The organism is Streptomyces sp. Z26, from assembly GCF_003665095.1.
Lineage (GTDB): Bacteria > Actinomycetota > Actinomycetes > Streptomycetales > Streptomycetaceae > Streptomyces > Streptomyces phytohabitans.
The window spans coordinates 2811050-2829255 of record NZ_RCHV01000002.1 but is presented as its reverse complement, the minus strand read 5'-3'; the positions used below and the strand labels follow the sequence as shown (position 1 = coordinate 2829255).

Below are 18206 nucleotides of genomic sequence, written 5' to 3'. Positions count from 1 at the left end.
CGGGCTGATACGCGAGGGACGGGAGCGGCAGCGGAATATGAACTCTCCGTGATGCGTAGGCCCTGAGCTGCGCGAACGGGTCTCCTTTCGATACCGTGAGGGTGATCTTTCGGTGGACTCTGGAACGTCCGGCCCCGTGCCGGACGTCGTCAGGTGCGGTACGGGTGTTCCGTGCCGGGCGTGCGGCGGGGACGCGGGGGCGTGAAGATCGCGGGGGTACGGGGATCGGCAGAGCAACACACGAGAAGTGAAGGGGCCGTACCGCGATGGCTGGATGGGACAACCCCGACGTCGACCTCCTCTACGACATCAACGGGCTCACCGAGGACACTCCCGCGTGGGTCGACCGCGTCATGGGCCACATCGGGGAGTACGGCATCCTCCTCGGGCTCGTCCTCGTCGGCTGCTGGGCCTGGTGGTCCGTGCGGCGGCGCAGCGCGGACCGCGAGACGGCCGTCGCGTCGATGGCCGCGCTCCTCTGGGGGCCGCTCGCCGCGGGTGTCGCGGTCCTCGTCAACATCCCGATCCGCGGACTGGTCGAGCGTCCGCGGCCGTTCGTCGACCACAAGGGCCTGGAGGTGCTGGTCGACGGGAAGACGGACTACTCGTTCGTCAGTGACCACTCGACGCTCGTGATGGCGCTCGCCGTCGGGCTGTTCATGGTGCACCGCCGGTTCGGGCTGGTGGGTCTCGCACTGGCCCTCTTCGAGGGCTTCTGCCGCGTCTTCATGGGCGTCCACTACCCGACGGACGTCATCGGCGGTCTCGCCCTCGGCACGGCCGTCGCGCTCCTCCTGGCGCCCGTGGCGCTCTGGCTGCTGACCCCTCTGGTCCGTACGGTCGCGCGCTCGGCGCGGGTCGGCGGCCTCGTGTGGGCCCCCGTGGGCGGGCCCGTGGCGGCGGGCGCGCGGCTGCCGGGCGCGGAGGGCGACCGGCTGGACGCGGGTCGGCGGTACGACGGGGACCTGGCGGCGTAGCGGCGCCCCGGGGCCGTACGGCTCCGGCGGCGGTTGCGCGTACGACGGTCGAGCAGGTGTGGGGCAGGGCCCGGGACGGTTGTCCCGGGCCCTGTTCCGTGTGCCCGCGCGGGGTCGGCGGGGTACGCGTTGACAAAGCGGAACGCTGCTCCGTAACGTATGCGGAACGTTGCTCCGCATCCAGTCACGCCTCCGAAGGGAATCCCCGTGCCCGCACAGAACGCCCCCCTCACCGCACCCGCCACCGCCGACGCCCCGCCCCTGGGCCCCGTCCCGGTCCTCTCCGTCAGCCCCGTCGAACTGCCCACGCCCGACCGGGCCGTGGACCTGCGGTTGCGCGTCTCCGCGCCCGTGACCGGCGACCGGCTGCCCGTACTCCTCCTCTCGCACGGCCAGGGCATGTCCCACCACCTGTCCTCCCTGCACGGCTACGCGCCCCTCGTCGACCACTGGGCCGCGCACGGCTTCGCCGTCATCCAGCCCACGCACCTGAGTTCACGCACCCTGGACCTGGGCCCGGACGTGCCCGGCGGGCCGCTGCACTGGCGGTCGCGGGCGGAGGACATGACGCGCGTGCTCGACCGGCTCGACGAGATCGAGGACGCCGTACCCCAGCTGCGGGGACGGCTCGACCGCGACCGGGTCGCCGTCGCCGGGCACTCCATGGGCGGGCACACCGCCGCCCTGCTGCTGGGCGCGCGCCTCACCGACCCCGACGACGGCACGGAGGTCGACCTCACCGAACCCCGGATCAAGGCGGGCGTGCTGCTGGCCGCGCCGGGACGCGGCGGTGACGCGCTCAGCGAGTTCACCGCCACGGAGTGGCCCTTCTTCCGCACCACGGACTTCTCGCGGATGGCCGCGCCCACGCTCGTCGTCGCCGGTGACGCGGACGACTCGGCGCACCTGTCGGTGGCCGGTCCGGAGTGGCACGCCGACCCGTACGCGCTGGCGCCGGGGCCGAAGACCCTGCTCACGCTGTACGGGGCGGAGCACGGGCTCGGCGGGATATCCGGCTACGACGTGGCCGAGACCACCGACGAGAACCCGGCGCGGGTCGCCGCCGTCCGGCGCCTCACCGCGGCCTGGCTGCGCAGCACGCTCCACGCCGGTGACCCCGCCTGGCGCGAGGCGTGCGACGAACTGACCGCCGGGCCGGGCGCGTTCGGGCGCGTCGAGTCGAAGTAGCCGCACCCGTACGGCGGTTCGCCGTGTCCGTACGCCGTCGCGCGCCCGTACGTGGCCGTGCTCCCGTACGCCGCCGTGCTACGCCGTGCCCCCGTGCGCCGTCGCGTCCGCCCGCGCGCGGTCCCGGGAACGCCGGGCCGGGCCCCGCCAGCCGCACGCGCAGCTCGCGTGCGAGAACGCGCCGCGCTCCACGGTGGTGGCCTCGTGGGGGGTCCCGCCGTCCGGTCGTGCCGGTCGTGCGGGTTGCTCCGGGGGGCCCGTACGGGCCGGGGGTTCCGTCCGCGCGGCGTGACCGGTCCCGGACCGGAACGCCGTGCCGCTCGTGCTCTTGTGGGGGCGCACCCGTCCACCGTACTGCCGTCGCGCGGGCCCGGGAGGAGGGCGTGACGGCGGGCCGTGGCGGCTCGTTAGCGCAAGCGGAACGGGTCGCCCGTACGGGGCCCGGTCCGCGTACGGGTACGGGCGCGAGAACGGGTTGCGGGGTCGGCGGGCAGATGGTCGGGGGACGACGGCACAGGCGCAGGCACAGGGGTGTGGCCGCGGCCACCGCGGCCGGGGTGGGTGCCGCCCTGGTCTGCACGGTCGCCGTCACCGGCTGCTCCCCGACGGGCCCGGCCGGGGCCTCCCGCGGGTCGGACGGCGCCGGGGGCCCGGACGTCGCGGACTCGGCGGACCCCACCGCCGGGCCGGGCGCGGGCGGTGGCAGGGGCGGGGAGCGGACGGCGGACGGGGACGCGCTCACGGCCGTACGCCGCGCCGCCGACGCCCTGGAACGCGCGGGCACCTCCCGTACGCGCACCTCCGTGCGCATGGCCAGCGGCGGTACGCGCGTCACGGTGCGCGGCGCGGGCGGTTTCGACTACGCCCGCCGCACCGGCCGTATCGAGGTGACGCTGCCGCGCGGCCCGTCCGGCGCCGAGGCGGGCGAACCGCTCACGCAGGTCTTCCGCCGGGGCGCGCTCTACATGAAGAACCGGGGCGCCGGGGTGCCCGCCGACAAGTGGGTACGCGTGGAAGCGGCCGCGCTGCCCGACGGGAACCTGGTCACCAGCGGCGCCACCGACCCGCTGACCGCCGCCGAACTGCTGCGCGGCACCGACGAGTTGCGCTACGTGGGGGCGGAGAGCCTGCACGGCACGGCCGTACGGCACTACCGGGGGACCGCCGACCTGGACGCGGCGGCCCGTACGGCGAAGGGCCCGGCGCGCGCGCAACTGGCCGCCGCGGCGCGCGGATTCGCCGGGGACGCCGTCTCGTTTGACGTGTTCATCGATGGGCAGGCGCGTCCCAGGAAGGTGCAGCACCGGTTCACGTTCGGTACCGGCGCCGACGCCGGTACCGAGGGCGGCAGCAGTGGAACGGATGACAGCGGTCGCGGCGGCGCCGGTGGCGGCGGTGGCGCGGGTGGGCCCGGGGCGGACGCAACGGTCACGTCGACCACCGAGATGTTCGGCTTCGGCGCTCCCGTGGACGTCGCCCTGCCTTCGGCGGAGCACATCTACACCGGGCGGATCGCGACACCGTAGAGCCACCCGCGGAGGCGTTCCGAAATGGTTCGGAAGTGCCATGCGCGGAGGGTGCGCCCCTACCTACTCTGGGAATCCGGCGTTCCGGCGCCTCGGAGAACGAGGAGGTGGCGCGCGTGCCCGTACCGGTGCCAGGTTCGCGGCCCGGCGGCTCCCGGTCCGGCGGCAGCTCCCGCGGGCCACGGAGCAGCGCGGTGCAGGACCAGATCGCGCTCGCCGAGATCGAGATGTGCGGCGACCTGATGATCGCCGCCGCCGCTGCCGAACTCGCGGGCGAGGAACGGCTCAGCACGGCCCGTATCGACGAGGTGCTGCGCGTGGGCGAGCCCGGCCGCGACGACCCCGCGCACCCCTCGCGCGCGCGGTGCTGACCCCGACGGCCCCGGTGGCCCGGGGGGCCACCGCGTACGCCGCGTCCGCGTCACGTACGCAGCAGCCGCGCGATCGCCGCCGTGGCCTCCTCGACCTTCGCGTCCATCTCGCTGCCGCCGTCGATCGCCGCGTGGGCGACGCAGTGCCGCAGGTGCTCCTCCAGGAGTTGGAGCGCGAACGACTGGAGGGCCTTGGTCGAGGCGGAGACCTGGGTGAGTATGTCGATGCAGTACACGTCCTCGTCGACCATCCGCTGGAGACCGCGGACCTGTCCCTCGATCCGGCGCAGGCGCTTGAGGTGGGCGTCCTTGTCCTTGGTGTAGCCGTGCTCGCCGGTCGCGGCGTGAGCAGAGCAACATTCGGCCGTGTCCGCGTCGGCTCCGGAAGGCGCGACGGGAGTGTTCTCGGCCGTGGTCATGGGACCCTCCCGAAGGGATGGAGAGAGGAGAAGGCGGTAACAGAGCGGGTCATATACCCCCACTGGGTATATGCTATCGCAGTTTCCACAGCCCTGTGCGGCGTTCGACAGCCCATGGGTGAGACTGTTGAACGCCGGTTCGCAGTGGCCGGATGATGCACCTAGCATCAACGAGACCTGACCCCCGGACAACCGACGCCCCCTGAGGACCCCCCGTGCGCTTTCGTCTGACCCCCAGGGAGACGAGTTTCTACGACATGTTCGCCGCCTCGGCGGACAACATCGTGACCGGCTCCAAGCTGCTGATGGAACTGCTCGGGGCGAACTCCTCCGGGCGCGCCGAGATCGCCGAACGCATGCGTGCCGCCGAGCACGCCGGTGACGACGCGACGCACGCGATCTTCCACCAGCTGAACTCCTCGTTCATCACGCCGTTCGACCGCGAGGACATCTACAAGCTGGCCTCGTCGCTCGACGACATCATGGACTTCATGGAGGAGGCCGTCGACCTCGTCGTCCTCTACCAGATCGAGGAACTGCCCAAGGGCGTCGAGCAGCAGATCGAGGTGCTGTCGCGGGCCGCGGAGCTGACCGCCGAGGCCATGCCCAACCTGCGGACGATGGACAACCTCACGGAGTACTGGATCGAGGTCAACCGCCTGGAGAACCAGGCCGACCAGATCCACCGCAAGCTGCTCGCGCACCTCTTCAACGGCAAGTTCGACGCGATAGAGGTCATGAAGCTGAAGCAGGTCGTCGACTCGCTGGAGGAGGCCGCGGACGCCTTCGAGCACGTGGCCAACACCGTCGAGACCATCGCGGTCAAGGAGTCCTGACCGCTCGTGGACACGTTCGCTCTGGTCGTGACCATCGGGGTCGCGCTCTTCTTCACGTACACCAACGGCTTCCACGACTCGGCGAACGCGATCGCCACCTCCGTCTCCACCCGCGCCCTCACCCCGCGCGCCGCCCTGCTGATGGCGGCCGTGATGAACCTCGCGGGCGCGTTCCTCGGCAGTGGCGTCGCGAAGACCGTCAGCGAGGGGCTCATCGAGACGCCGCACGGGTCGGGCGGCATGACGATCCTCTTCTCGGCGCTCGTCGGCGCCATCGCGTGGAACCTGATCACCTGGTACTACGGGCTGCCGTCGTCCTCCAGCCACGCGCTGTTCGGCGGGATGGTGGGCGCCGCGCTCGCGGGCGGCATCAAGGTCTACTGGTCGGGCGTGATCGAGAAGATCGTGCTCCCCATGATCCTGTCCCCGATCGTCGGGCTGCTCCTCGGCTACCTGGTGATGGTCGGCATCATGTGGGCCTTCCGCGGCGCCAACCCGCACCGCGCCAAGCGCGGTTTCCGGATCGCGCAGACCGTCTCCGCGGCGGGCATGGCGCTGGGGCACGGCATCCAGGACGCGCAGAAGACGATGGGCATCGTGGTGATGGCCCTGACGATCGCGGATGTCCAGGACCACAACGGCATCCCGGCCTGGGTCAAGATCACCTGTGCGCTGATGCTGTCCCTCGGCACGTACGCGGGCGGCTGGCGCATCATGCGGACGCTGGGCCGCCGGATCATCGAGCTGGACCCGCCGCAGGGCTTCGCCGCGGAGACGACGGCGGCGTCCGTGATGTACACGGCGTCGTTCCTCTTCCACGCGCCGATCTCGACCACGCACGTGATCACCTCGGGGATCATGGGCGTCGGCGCGACGAAACGGATCTCCGCGGTGAGGTGGGGCGTGGCGAAGAACATCGTGGCGGGCTGGTTCATCACCATGCCGGCGGCGGGCGGTGTCGCGGCGCTCTGCTACGCCGTGGTGCACCTGGCCGCGGGCTGACCGGCGCCCGTACGCCCGCACCCGTACGTACGCCCAGCCCGCACGACCCCGTACGTACGCCCGCCCGCGCTCGTACGCGCACGTGAGTGGGCCCGCCCCCGGGAGCCAGGGGCGGGCCCGTGCCTCGCGGTGGCACCGCCATGCAGCACCGCGAGGCGGCCCTGGGCGACGGCCCGGCGCGGTGGCCGTCAGCCGAAGCGGCCGGAGATGTAGTCCTCCGTCGCCTGCACCGTCGGGTTGGAGAAGATCCGCTCGGTGTCGTCGATCTCGATGAGCTTGCCGGGCTGGCCGACCGCGGCCAGGTTGAAGAACGCCGTACGGTCGGAGACGCGCGCCGCCTGCTGCATGTTGTGCGTGACGATCACGATCGTGTACTGCGACTTCAGCTCGCCGATCAGGTCCTCGATCGCCAGCGTGGAGATCGGGTCGAGGGCCGAGCAGGGCTCGTCCATCAGCAGCACCTGCGGCTCCACCGCGATGGCGCGGGCGATGCACAGCCGCTGCTGCTGGCCGCCGGAGAGGCCGGAACCGGGCTTGTTCAGGCGGTCCTTGACCTCGTTCCAGAGGTTCGCGCCCTTCAGCGACTTCTCGACGATGCCGTCCAGCTCGGCCTTCTTGAAGTTGCCGTTGAGCTTGAGCCCGGCCGCCACGTTGTCGTAGATGGACATCGTCGGGAACGGGTTGGGCCGCTGGAAGACCATGCCGATGGTGCGGCGTACGGACACGGGGTCCACGCCGGGCCCGTACAGGTCCTCGTCGTCCAGCAGCACCTTGCCCTCGACCCGGCCGCCGGGCGTGACCTCGTGCATGCGGTTGAGGGTGCGCAGGAAGGTGGACTTGCCGCAGCCGGACGGGCCGATGAAGGCCGTCACGGAGCGGGGCTCGATGCTCATCGAGATGTCGTCGATGGCGAGGTGCGTGCCGTAGTAGGCCGCTAGGCCGCTGACGTCGATGCGCTTGGCCATGGTGGGGATCAACTCCTCGGGTCTGGGGATGGGCCCCAGCAGACAGTGGTCTTCGGGGGCCTCAGCGGCCGGACTTGGGTGCCTTCCACGCGGCGATGCCGCGCGCCAGCAGGTTGAGCGCCATGACGAACGCGATCAGCAGCAGCGCACCGCCCCAGGCCCGGTCGTACGACGCCTCGTTGCCGAGCTTCCACTGCTCGTAGACGTAGTACGGGAGCGAGGACTGGGCGCCGTCGAACGGGTTGGTGTTGATCGACGCGGAGCCGAACACCAGCAGCAGGATGGGCGCGGTCTCACCGGCGATACGGGCGACGGCCAGCATGACGCCGGTCGTGATGCCGCCGATCGCGGTGGGCAGCACGACCTTGAGGATCGTCCGCCACTTCGGCACGCCGAGAGCGAGGGACGCCTCCCGCAGCTCGTTCGGCACCAGCTTGAGCATCTCCTCGGTGGACCGCACGACGATCGGCATCATCAGGATCGCCAGCGACATGGCACCGGCGAAGCCGGAGTAGCCCATGTCGAGGTAGATGATCCAGAACGCCAGCACGAAGAGGCCCGCGACGATCGACGGGATGCCCGTCATGACGTCCACGAAGAAGGTGATGGCCTTCGAGAGCTTGCCGGTGCCGTACTCGACCAGGTAGATCGCGGTGAGCAGGCCGATCGGCGCGGCGATGAGGCTGGCGAGGCCGATCTGCTCCAGGGTGCCGACCAGCGCGTGGTACGCGCCGCCGCCCGGCTGGAGGGTGATCACGCCGTTCATCGAGTGCGAGACGAACGTGCCGTCCAGCACCTTCGAACCGCGCGCGACCGTCTCCCAGATGAGGGAGAACAGCGGCACCACCGCGAGCAGGAACGAGACCCACACGAGGCTCGTCGCGAGCCGGTCGCGCGCCTGGCGGGAGCCCTCGACGGTGGTCGTGAGGGCGAACGTGACGACGACGTACAGGGCGGCCGCGATCAGCCCCCACTGGATGCGGCTCTCCAACCCGGCGACCAGGCCGATGCCGCAGCCCAGGGCGACGGAGAGGGCACCGATGCCGTACGGCGCCCAGTTCGGCAGCCGCGGCTGGCGGAGCGGGCCGGTGGTCGGCACGGGCGCCTCGTCCACGGGCGACTTGTCCAGGGTGACGTCGGTCATGCGTTGGCCCCCGAGTACTCCTTGCGGCGCGCGATGATCAGCCGGGCGAGGCCGTTGACCAGCAGCGTGATGACGAACAGGACCAGGCCGGAGGCGATGAGCGCCTCACGCCCGATGCCCGCCGGGGAGGCCTCCTTGAAGGAGGCCGCGATGTTCTGGGCGAACGTGCCGCCGCCCGGGTCGAGCAGGCTCGTCTCGATCATGAAGCTCGGCGACAGCACCGTGGCGACGGCCATGGTCTCGCCCAGCGCGCGGCCGAGGCCGAGCATGGAGGCGCTGATGACGCCGGAACGGCCGAAGGGCAGCACCGAGATCCGGATGACCTCCCAGCGGGTGGCGCCGAGCGCGAGCGCGGCCTCCTCGTGCATCTTCGGGGACTGCTTGAAGACCTCGCGGGAGACGTTGGTGACGACCGGCAGGATCATGATCGCCAGCAGGATGCCCGCGGTGAAGAGGGAGCGCGCGGCGCCGCCGTTGTACTCGAAGACGCCGGTCCAGCCCAGGTACGCGTCCATCCACTCGTACAGGCCGGTCAGGTGCGGTACGAGGAACAGCGCGCCCCAGAGGCCGTACACGATGGAGGGGACTGCCGCCAGCAGGTCGACGACGTACGCCATCGGGGTCGCGACGCGGCGCGGGGCGTAGTGCGAGATGAACAGGGCGATGCCGATGGAGATCGGCACGGCGAGCACCATCGCGATGACCGAGCTGACCACGGTGCCGAAGGCGAGCACCGCGATGCCGAAGACGGGCGGCTCGGCGTTCGGGTCCCACTCGAAGGTGGTGAGGAAGTTGCCCTCGTTCTCCGTGAGGGCCTTCGTCGCCTGCCAGGTGAGGAAGACCGCGATGGCGGCCATGATGACCAGCAGCGTGATGCCGGACCCCCGGGCGAGCCCGAGGAAGACGCGGTCCCCGGGGCGGAGGTTCTGCTTCGTGGCGGCCTTGCCCGCGGGCGCGGGTGGCGGCGCGGCCGTGTCGGGTGCGGAATCAATACTCATGGTTTCTCCGGTCTGGAGGGAGCCCGCTCGTCACGCGGGTCCCGGGCGGCGGTGCACCGGATGGTTCACGTCGACTCCGCGGCGTACGGCGCGTGGGGCGGCGTCGCGGGGCCGACGGCTCAGTGGTCGGTACTGCCGAACTCGGGGGCCACTGGGCCACCGGCGGCCGTCGACGGGCTGGTGTCAGCCTCGGTCGGCGACCGCCGGTCGGAGGGTGGGTCAGGCGAGGGCGTCGACGGTCTGGCGGACCTTCGTGATGATCTCGTCGGGCATCGGCGCGTAGTCGATGTCGGCGAGGGCCTTCTGGCCGTCCTCGCTGGCGGCGTACTTCAGGAAGGACTTCGTGGCGTCGAGGGTGGCCGCGTCGTTGCCCTTGTCGCAGGCGACCTCGTACGTCACGAGGACCATCGGGTACGCGCCCGCGGCCGTCGTCTTGTAGTCCAGCTCCAGCGCCAGGTCCGAGCCCTTGCCGACGATCTCGCCCTCGGAGATGGCCTTGGAGGCGTTCTCCGTGGTGGCCTCGACGGGGGCGTCGGCGCCCGTGTCCAGCTTCACGGTGGGGATGTCGTTGCCCGTGGCGTAGGACAGCTCGGCGTAGCCGATGGCGCCGTCGTTCTGCTTCACGTTCGTCGCGATGCCGGAGGAGCCGTCGGCGGACTGGCCGCCCTCGGCGGCCCACTTCTTCGCGGGCTCGTACTTCCAGGCGTCGGGCGCCGCGGTGTTGAGGTACTTGGTGAAGTTGTCGGTGGTGCCGGAGTCGTCCGAGCGGTGGAACGCCTGGATCTTCGTCGACGGCAGCTTCGCGTCCGGGTTCAGCTTCTTGATGGCCGCGTCGTCCCACTTGGTGATCTTCGAGTCGAAGATCTTGGCGAGGGTCTCGGCGTCCAGCACCAGGTCCTCGACGCCGGAGACGTTGTACGTCACCGCGATCGGGCCGCCGACGAGCGGCAGGTCGACGCCCTGGCCGCCCTTGCAGACCTTCTTCGACTGGGTGACCTCCTCGGCCTCCAGGGCCGAGTCGGAACCGGCGAAGGCGGTCTTGCCCTGGAGGAACTCCTGGATGCCCGCGCCCGAGCCGGTCGGCTTGTAGTTGATCTGGGTGTCGGGACAGGCGGCCTGGTAGTTCTTCACCCAGACGTCCATCGCGTTCTTCTGCGCGCTGGAGCCGGAGGCGAGCAGGTTGCCCTTGCCCTCGCACTTGATGTTGCTGGCGGCCTTGCTCGACCCGCCGTCCCCGTCGCCCGAGTTGTCGTCGGAGCCGCAGGCGGTGAGGACCAGGGCACCGGAGACCGCGAGAGCGCCGGCGGCGAGGGCGCGAAGCCTGTTCGTGCGCTGAAGCTTCACTTTCGTTCAGTTCCTTCCTGGGGCCCGCCGGTGGGGTCGGCGCGCGAAGATGTCGGGAGTGCGTGGCTGTGTGTCCACTAGGGCGCGCGGCCTGCGACTGTCGGCGCGGCACGCGGGCTGTAAGGCTGAAATTAGGCAGAACAAGTGAAGCGGCCCATGGCCGAGAGTGAACGCGAAGTGAACCTCGGCGGTCAGTGCGGTAGCCGCCGTGACCTCACCGAGACCTGGCTCGTTCCGTGCCGGTGGCCTCCCCGGGCGGCCCCGGAACGGAGCCGCCGCGTCCGCTCCCCGCCCGCCGCTGTGGCGCCCTGTCGCATTCCGCGACCGCGTGAAAACATCCACTCCAGTCGGTCCCGGGCGGGGTGCGCGGTGGCCGGAACGTGAGGGGGGGCCGTCGGTGACGCGGCAGCGGAGGGGGCGGCGCGGGCTCGGACGCCGGGTGGTGGCGGCCGTGGCGTGCGTCCTGGGGGTGCTGGCCGGGCCGCTCGCGGCGGGGAGCGCGTACGCGGACCCGCCGGAGCCGGACGCGGGCACGGACCCGGTGGCGGGCGCGGACGCGCCGGACGCCGCCGGGGGCATGAGCCTCGACCAGGTGCGGCAGCGGATCGAGGACCTGCACGGCCAGGCCGAGTCCGCCGCCGAGGCGTACAACGCGGCGGAGGAGAAGGCCGCCGAGCAGCGCCGGGGCGTCGCCTCGCTCAACCGCCGGATCACCGCCAACCAGAACCGGATGGACGCCCTCCGGGACCGCGCCGGTGCGATGGCCCGCGCCCAGTACCGCGGCGGTGGCCTGCCGGACGAGGCCCGACTCGTACTGGCCCGCGACCCGGCCGAGTTCTTCCGCGACGCGGGCCTCGTACGCAACGGCCAGCGCGCCACCAGCGGCCTGCTCGGCAGGCTCACGTCCACCGGCGACCGGCTCGACGGGTACGTGGCGGAGGCCGCCGACCGCTGGCAGCGGCTGGAGAGCAACCGCAAGAAGAAGGCCGCGGCGAAGAAGACCGTCGAGAAGCGGCTGAAGCAGGCCGAGGACCTGCGCGCGCAGCTGGAGGACGACGAGCGCGAGGAGCTGGCCGCGCTGGAGACGCGCGCCGCCGAGGCGAACCAGGCCCGCTGGCTGGAGAGCGGCGTCCTCGACGAGATCCGCGGCGAGGCGTCCCCGGCGGGCAGGCGCGCGCTGGCGTACGCGACGGACCAGCTCGGCAAGGAGTACGAGTGGGGCGCCGAGGGCCCGCGTACGTTCGACTGCTCCGGGCTCACCATGCGCGCCTGGCAGGCGGCGGGCCGGAACCTGCCGCGTACGTCGCAGGAGCAGTGGAAGTCCCTGCCCCGGGTGCCGATCGCGAAGATGCGGCCGGGCGACCTCATCATCTACAAGAAGGACGCCAGCCACGTCGGCATGTACGTCGGCGGCGGCGACATGGTCCACGCGCCGCGCACGGGGCGGCAGATCGTGGTGGAGGGCGCCGGGTCGATGCCGATCCTGGGCGTCGTACGGCCCGACGGGGGCTGAGCGCGGGAGCCGGGCGCACGACGGGCGTACGGGTCGCGGGCGTACGGGAGCGGGCGCGGGCGCACGACGGGCGTACGCGCGTGATCGCGTCCGTACGGCGTGCGACGTGACGTTTGGCATATGACGCGAGCATGTTGCCCTGGGGCATTCCTTACGGGTGTGCCCGGGCGCTACTGTCGCGGACGGTGCCCTCGTTCCACGGGTGCCGTGCCCTCGGGGGGAGGGAAGAGGAAACCCAGTCATGCCCGTACCCGTGCCTCGGCACCGCACGTCGGCCGCGCCGCTCACCGCTCTCCCGCACCAGGCGGAGCCGCACGAGGCCGAGTGCGACGAGGAGGCGCCGTGCGACGAGGCGCCGCGCGCGGGGGAGGCCGGGGGCGCGCAGCTGACGCTGCTCGTGATCGAGGACGACCCGACGGGTGCCGTGAGCGTTCCGGCGCTGCTGGGCGGGCCCGACGTACCCGTACGGACCCGTACCGCCCGCAACCTCACCGAGGCCGAGCGGCTGCTCACCGACGGCGTGCACTGCATCCTGCTCGACCTGGCCCTCACCGAGCGGCCGGGCACGGCCGAGGAGGGGGCGGGCGGCGGGCCCGCCGAGACGACCGGGGCCGCCGAAGTCCCGGACGACCAGGACGAGTTGGACATGCTCCGCCGGGTACTCCGACTCGCGCCCCGGCACGCCGTACTCGTCCTCACCGACGGCGCGAACGCGGAACGGGCCGCCGCCGCCGTACGCGTCGGCGCCCAGGACTACCTCTTCCGCGACGAACTCGACGGCCGCCTCCTCGGCCGCGCCGTCCGCTACGCCGTCGAGCGCAAGCGCGCCGACCTCGCCCAGCGCCAACTCGCCGAGTCCCGGGTGCGCGCGCAGGAGAACGCTCGGCTGGAACGCGGCCTGCTCCCCACCCCGTTGCTGCACGGCAGCGACCTGCGGTTCGCCGCCCGCTACCGGCCGGGACGCTCGCGCGCGCTGCTCGGCGGCGACTTCTACGACACGGTCCGCACCGCCGACGGCACCGTGCACGCGATGATCGGCGACGTGTGCGGGCACGGCCCCGACGAGGCGGCGCTCGGCGTCGAACTGCGCATCGCCTGGCGCGCGTTGACGTTCGCCGGGCTGTGCGGGGACGAACTGCTGGGCACCCTCCAGAAGGTGCTGGAGCACGAGCGGCCCTCGGACGAGGTGTTCGCCACGCTCTGCACCGTGGACATCGCGCCCGACGGCCGCAGCGCGGGCGTGTGCCTGGCCGGACACCCGGCGCCCCTCGTCGCGGGCCCCCGCTGCCCCGCCCCGCGGCTGCTGCCGTACGACGAGGGCGGCCCGGCGCTCGGCGTGCTGCCGTCGGCGCGCTGGCCGCGCCACCAGGTGGCGCTGGGCCGCGCCTGGTCGCTGATGATGTACACGGACGGGCTGATCGAGGGCCGCGACGGCGCGAGCGGGCAGCGGCTGGGCCAGGAGGGCATGGTCGACATCGTCACGCGCTTCCTGGCGGAGGGGCGCGGCGGCGAGGCGCTGCTGGAGTCGACGATGGCGGAGGTACGCGGTCTCAACGGCGGGGAGTTGACGGACGACGTGGCGGTCCTGCTGCTGGAACGCGGCTGAACGGACCGGTGCCGTACGGGAGTCGTACGGGTCCCGGGCCGGTGCTCCGTGCGGGTCAGCGACCGCCGTTGTACGGCCCGTACGGACCGTCGCTGCTGCTGCCGCCGCTGCGCCAGCCGTTGCCGCCGCCGGTGACCTGCTTGAGGGCGGGGCGGACGTCCACGATGTAGACGATCGTCGCGATGAGGCCGACGATCTGGAGGAACAACATCGGCACCAGCATGTTCACTGCCACCGTGATGCCCAGGATGATCAGCCAGAACTGCTTGTTCTGCTTGTCCGCCGCCGGGAACGCGTCCTGCCTGCGGAGCGCCGCGTCGACGAACGCGAAGACGGCCATCGCGAGCAGAACGACGCCGATCAGCAGCCAGACCGATGCCGTGAATCCCTGCACCAACATGATGCACACACCTCAGTTCGCCGTCGGCGGTCGTCGACCGCTCCGTCCGTCGTGCTCGCGCGGCGCGGGGCCGTAGCGCCCACGCTACCCGTACAACGGGCCGGGCACGCCTCGCGTGCCCGGCCCGCGCGGTCAGCTGTCCGACTCGGGGGTGGCCGCCTTCTTCGCCGCCGCGCGCGGCTTGCCCGCCGAAGCGGTCTTCTTCGCGGCGGTCGCCGGGGTGGCCTTGGCGGCGCCCTTCTGCCCCGCGGGCTTCGCCTCCGAGGACTTGGCTTCCGCGGACTTGGCTTCCGCGGACTTCGCCGCCGACCCCTTGGCCGGGGCGGCCTTGGTCGGCGCCGCCTTCGCGGTGGTGGCCTTCGCGGCGGTGGCCGGGGGCTCCGCGACGGGCGGCTCCGCGACGCGTACGGGCGCGCGCTCCACCGTCACCCGCGGCGCCTCGTCCTCGTCGCCCCGCCAGGTCTGCACGGCGCCGCGGCCGCGCTCGGCCAGCTCGTCGTACGTCTCGCGGGCCTTCACCGCGTACTCCACGGCCACGCCCACGCTCTGGAGCGCCAGCGTCTGCGCCTGCTCGCGCAGCTTCCGCACGTCGGTGTCGATCTGGCCGAGCGCCTCCGACACCTTGGCCTGCGTCTCCTTGGCCTGCGTGGCGACCTTGTCCTGGACCTCCTTGGGGTCCGTGGCGCGTACGGCCGCGATGCGCTCGGGGGTCTCCTCGCGGATCTTGTCCACGACGCCGGCGGCGAAGTACAGCGGGGTCGGGTCGGTGAGGGTCTTGCGGATGTCTTCGGCGATGGGCATTGCCGGTTCCCTTCTGGTGCTGTGCGCGTCTGCTGCTGTGCTCACGGTGTGGTGCTCAGGTGCTCAGGTGCTCAGGTGCTCAGGTGGGGTGCCACGGTGCTCGTGCTCACGGCTTCGGCTCCGTCGCCGACCGTCCCGTCCGCCCGGCCTTCCCCGCCGCCCGTACCGGTGCCACCGGCGCGGGCGTCCCGGCGGGCGCGGTCGTGCCGCTCTCCGCGCCGGTCCGCGCGCCGTCCGCCGGTTCGTGCGCGCCGTCCGTACCGTGCGCGCCGTCCGTACCGGCCTGCGGCCCGTCCTCCCGCGCGGGCTCCGGCGCCGTCGCCGGGTGCCCGTTCTCCTTGCGGAACGACTCGTAGATCTGGAGCAGTACCTGCTTCTGCTGCTCGTTGATCGACGGGTCGGCCGCCAGCGCCGCGGCCACGCCCAGGTCGTTCCGGTCGCGCTGCGGCTCGTCGAGTATCCCGGCCTGCACGTACAGCGTCTCGGCGGAGATCCGCAGCGCCTTGGCGAGCTGCTGGAGGATCTCCGCGCTGGGCTTGCGCAGGCCGCGTTCGATCTGACTGAGGTACGGGTTGGACACCCCGGCGGCGTCGGCGAGTTGACGCAGGGACAACTGCGCGCCCCGGCGCTGTTCCCGCAGGAACTCACCGAGCCCGTCGACGTTCAGGGAAGCCATGACTCCACCGTGCACGCCCCTGCTAACTTTTGCAAGCGGACTGCTTGCAAGAGTGTCCCCCGTCACGCCCCAGTGGCGAGGAGGACGGCGGTGAGGGTGCCCGCCGGGACCAGGTACGGCACGAGTGCGTCCATGGCCGCGAGGCTGCTGCGGGGCGCCCGACCGGTCGGCCCTCCCGCGCGTACGTGCCACCCTGGCCCGTACGACCGTCCGCGCGCCGTACCGCACCGTGCGGACGGGTGTACGGGAGGAGACGCGGGTGACGGGGTCCGAACCGCGGCCGGAGACGGCCGCCGACGCGGCGGCCGACGCGCACGCCGAACGCGCCGAGGTCACCGCCTTCCGCCGCTCCCTCGGGCTGCCCGCGCTCGTCGACGTGCACACCCACTTCATGCCCCCGCGCCTGCTCGCCAAGGTGTGGGCGTACTTCGACGCGGCAGGTCCGCTCGTCGCCCGCCCCTGGCCGATCCGCTACCGCCACGACGAGGAACGGCGGCTGGCGACCCTGCGCGGCTTCGGCGTACGGGCGTTCACGTCGATGCTGTACCCGCACAAGCCCGGCATGGCGCGCGCGCTCAACGACTGGGCCGCCGACTTCGCCGCCCGTACGCCCGACTGCCTGCACACGGCGACGTTCCACGCCGAGCCGTCCGCCGCCGCCGACGTGGCGCGGGCGCTGGAGCAGGGCGCGCGCGTCTTCAAGTGCCACCTCCAGGTCGGCGCGTACGACCCCAACGACCCGCTGCTGGACGGCGTCTGGGGACAGCTGGCCGACGCGGGCGTGCCCGTCGTGACGCACTGCGGCTCGGGTCCGGTACCCGGCCCGTTCACCGGGCCGGGGCCGGTGGCGGCGCTGCTGGCGCGCCATCCGCGGCTGCCGCTGACGATCGCGCACCTGGGGATGCCGGAGTACGAGGACTTCCTGCGGCTGGCCGAACGGTATCCGCGCGTGACGCTGGACACGACCATGGCGTTCACGGGCTTCGTGGAGGAGGACGCGCCGTTCCCGCGGCGCGCGCTGCCGCGCCTGGCCGACCTGGGGGACCGGGTGCTGCTGGGCACGGACTTCCCCAACATCCCGTACGCGTACGCCGAGGCGCTGCGCGGGCTGGAGCGCGCGGACCTCGGTACGGAGTGGCTGCGGGCCGTGTGCCACGACAACGCGGCGCGGCTGTTCGGCCTGTGACCGCGCGGGTCTCCCTCCGCACACACGGGGGTGCCCCTCCGCACGGGTGTGGGTCTCCCTCCGCACGCGTGGGGCACGTCCGTACGCACCAGTGTGGGTGCCCGCGCACGCGGCGGGCGAGAACGTCGCGGAAGGGTGGGCATGTCACACACGCGGCGCCCGTTCCGTCCTCCGGGCATGGGACACGACGCCGCCGGGGGAACGCACACCGGAACGGGATCAGGAACGGGATCGGGCGCGGAGGGCGCGGCCGCACGGGGAGCGGGTGAGGCCGGGCTCGCCCGCGCCTTCGAGGCGGAACGGCCACGCCTGCTGCGCGTCGCGTACGCCACCCTCGGCTCCCTCGCCGAGGCCGAGGACTGCGTGCAGGAGGCGTGGCTGCGCCTGCGCCGCCTCCCCGAACCGGGGGAGATCCGCGACCTCGGCGCCTGGCTGACCACCGTCGTGGGGCGGCTCGCCCTGGACGCGCTGGGCACGGCGCGCGCCCGGCGCGAGCGGTACGTCGGTACGTGGCTGCCGGAGCCGCTGGTGGAACGCGCGGGTCGGGCGGGCGACCCGGCGGACCGGGTGACGCTGGACGAGTCGGTGAGCATGGCGCTGCTCGTCGTACTGGAACGGCTGTCACCGGCCCAGCGGACGGCGTTCCTGCTGCACGACGTGTTCCGGCTGTCGTTCGAGGAGGTGGCCGAGGTCGTCGGCCGCTCGCCCGCCGCCGTACGCCAGCTCGCCTCGCGCGCGCGGCGGCAGGTCGACGGGCACAGCCCGCGGCAGCCGCCGACGCGGGCGGAACAGGCGGAGCTGGTACGGGCGTTCCTGGTCGCCTGCCGCCGGGGCGAGCTGCGGCGGCTGCTGGAACTCCTCGACCCGGACGCCGTGTTCCGCGGCGACGGCGGCGGCAACGTGTCCGCCCTGCCCCGCGTCCTCACCGGCGCCGACGCGGTGGCCCGCGTGCTCGTCGCCTACCACCGCCGTCCGCCGCGCGCCGTCCACCCCGCCGACGTCAACGGGGAACCGGGCGTGGTGCTGGTCGACGCCACCGGGGTGCTCACGGTGATCGCCCTCACGGTCGACGCGGGCCGCGTCACGGCGGTGGACGTCGTACGCAACCCGGAGAAGCTCACCGCCCTCCGCCTCGACCTCCTCCCGGAGGCGGCGTGGGAGGGCGAGCTGTGGGCGGACGGCACGGACTGAGGCGCCCGTCGGCCGCGGACGTCGGTACGGCTCCGGCTGCGGCCGGGATCACGGCCCCGCTCA

General features: G+C 72.7%; 18 protein-coding genes. 10 read left to right on the top strand and 8 right to left on the bottom strand.

The genetic code is table 11. The annotated features are described in order from the left end of the window. Nucleotides 1-266: 266 nt before the first annotated feature. The 4 genes from D7M15_RS12530 (at nt 267) to D7M15_RS28435 (ending at nt 4062) form a co-directional block, all read left to right on the top strand. Nucleotides 267-977, top strand: a complete 711-nt coding sequence (locus D7M15_RS12530) for a phosphatase PAP2 family protein (RefSeq protein WP_121517590.1) — start codon at nt 267-269, stop codon at nt 975-977. Nucleotides 978-1238: 261 nt separating this feature from the next. Beyond that, complete coding sequence (locus D7M15_RS12525) at nt 1239-2165, top strand: alpha/beta fold hydrolase (RefSeq protein WP_240649629.1); 927 nt, start codon at nt 1239-1241, stop codon at nt 2163-2165. Nucleotides 2166-2698: 533 nt separating this feature from the next. Beyond that, nucleotides 2699-3691 (top strand): hypothetical protein, encoded by a 993-nt coding sequence (locus D7M15_RS12515; RefSeq protein WP_240649283.1) that lies wholly within the window; start codon nt 2699-2701, stop codon nt 3689-3691. A gap of 194 nt (nt 3692-3885) precedes the next feature. Further along, the gene (locus D7M15_RS28435) at nt 3886-4062 is read left to right on the top strand and encodes a hypothetical protein (protein WP_165906168.1); all 177 of its coding nucleotides are present in this window, start codon (nt 3886-3888) and stop codon (nt 4060-4062) included. A gap of 50 nt (nt 4063-4112) precedes the next feature. On the opposite strand, the gene D7M15_RS12505 is transcribed toward D7M15_RS28435, so the two are convergent. Continuing rightward, nucleotides 4113-4481, bottom strand: a complete 369-nt coding sequence (locus D7M15_RS12505; RefSeq protein ID WP_121517585.1) for a metal-sensitive transcriptional regulator — start codon at nt 4479-4481, stop codon at nt 4113-4115. A 215-nt stretch (nt 4482-4696) separates the two neighbouring features. Here D7M15_RS12505 and D7M15_RS12500 point away from each other — a divergent pair, with 215 nt between their 5' ends. Beyond that, entirely contained in the window at nt 4697-5317 is a 621-nt protein-coding gene (locus D7M15_RS12500; RefSeq protein WP_121517584.1) for a DUF47 family protein, read from the top strand. A gap of 6 nt (nt 5318-5323) precedes the next feature. Next, nucleotides 5324-6319 (top strand): inorganic phosphate transporter, encoded by a 996-nt coding sequence (locus D7M15_RS12495; protein ID WP_121517583.1) that lies wholly within the window; start codon nt 5324-5326, stop codon nt 6317-6319. A gap of 188 nt (nt 6320-6507) precedes the next feature. Here the strand turns inward: D7M15_RS12495 and pstB are convergent, their stop codons facing one another. The 4 genes from pstB to pstS form a co-directional block, all read right to left on the bottom strand. Continuing rightward, nucleotides 6508-7284: a phosphate ABC transporter ATP-binding protein PstB gene (pstB, locus tag D7M15_RS12490; RefSeq protein WP_121517582.1), complete on the bottom strand. Its 777-nt coding sequence runs from the start codon at nt 7282-7284 to the stop codon at nt 6508-6510. A 61-nt stretch (nt 7285-7345) separates the two neighbouring features. Continuing rightward, on the bottom strand, nt 7346-8428 hold the full coding sequence (gene pstA / locus D7M15_RS12485) for a phosphate ABC transporter permease PstA (RefSeq protein WP_121517581.1): 1083 nt from the start codon (nt 8426-8428) through the stop codon (nt 7346-7348). Next, entirely contained in the window at nt 8425-9426 is a 1002-nt protein-coding gene (gene pstC, locus D7M15_RS12480) for a phosphate ABC transporter permease subunit PstC (RefSeq protein WP_121517580.1), read from the bottom strand. The genes pstA and pstC overlap by 4 nt, the downstream gene beginning before the upstream one ends. 219 nt (nt 9427-9645) lie before the next feature. Continuing rightward, nucleotides 9646-10770, bottom strand: coding sequence for a phosphate ABC transporter substrate-binding protein PstS (pstS, locus tag D7M15_RS12475; protein ID WP_121517579.1), 1125 nt, complete (start codon nt 10768-10770; stop codon nt 9646-9648). A gap of 451 nt (nt 10771-11221) precedes the next feature. Between pstS and D7M15_RS12470 the strand changes: the two genes are divergently transcribed. Then, nucleotides 11222-12283 (top strand): C40 family peptidase, encoded by a 1062-nt coding sequence (locus D7M15_RS12470; RefSeq protein WP_240649282.1) that lies wholly within the window; start codon nt 11222-11224, stop codon nt 12281-12283. A 241-nt stretch (nt 12284-12524) separates the two neighbouring features. Further along, on the top strand, nt 12525-13889 hold the full coding sequence (locus D7M15_RS12465) for a PP2C family protein-serine/threonine phosphatase (protein WP_121517577.1): 1365 nt from the start codon (nt 12525-12527) through the stop codon (nt 13887-13889). Nucleotides 13890-13944: 55 nt separating this feature from the next. Here D7M15_RS12465 and D7M15_RS12460 read toward each other — a convergent pair whose 3' ends face one another. From D7M15_RS12460 to D7M15_RS12450, 3 genes are all read right to left on the bottom strand, one after another. After that, a complete protein-coding gene (locus D7M15_RS12460; RefSeq protein ID WP_121520680.1) occupies nt 13945-14289 on the bottom strand; it encodes a DUF2516 family protein in 345 nt (114 codons plus the stop codon). Nucleotides 14290-14421: 132 nt separating this feature from the next. Beyond that, entirely contained in the window at nt 14422-15090 is a 669-nt protein-coding gene (locus D7M15_RS12455; protein WP_121517576.1) for a hypothetical protein, read from the bottom strand. A gap of 106 nt (nt 15091-15196) precedes the next feature. Beyond that, a complete protein-coding gene (locus D7M15_RS12450; RefSeq protein WP_121517575.1) occupies nt 15197-15766 on the bottom strand; it encodes a helix-turn-helix transcriptional regulator in 570 nt (189 codons plus the stop codon). 358 nt (nt 15767-16124) lie between these two features. Between D7M15_RS12450 and D7M15_RS12445 the strand changes: the two genes are divergently transcribed. Both D7M15_RS12445 and sigJ read left to right on the top strand, forming a co-directional pair. Beyond that, nucleotides 16125-16952: an amidohydrolase family protein gene (locus D7M15_RS12445; RefSeq protein ID WP_240649628.1), complete on the top strand. Its 828-nt coding sequence runs from the start codon at nt 16125-16127 to the stop codon at nt 16950-16952. A 177-nt stretch (nt 16953-17129) separates the two neighbouring features. Next, entirely contained in the window at nt 17130-18143 is a 1014-nt protein-coding gene (sigJ, locus tag D7M15_RS12440; RefSeq protein WP_121520676.1) for an RNA polymerase sigma factor SigJ, read from the top strand. Nucleotides 18144-18206: the final 63 nt, after the last annotated feature.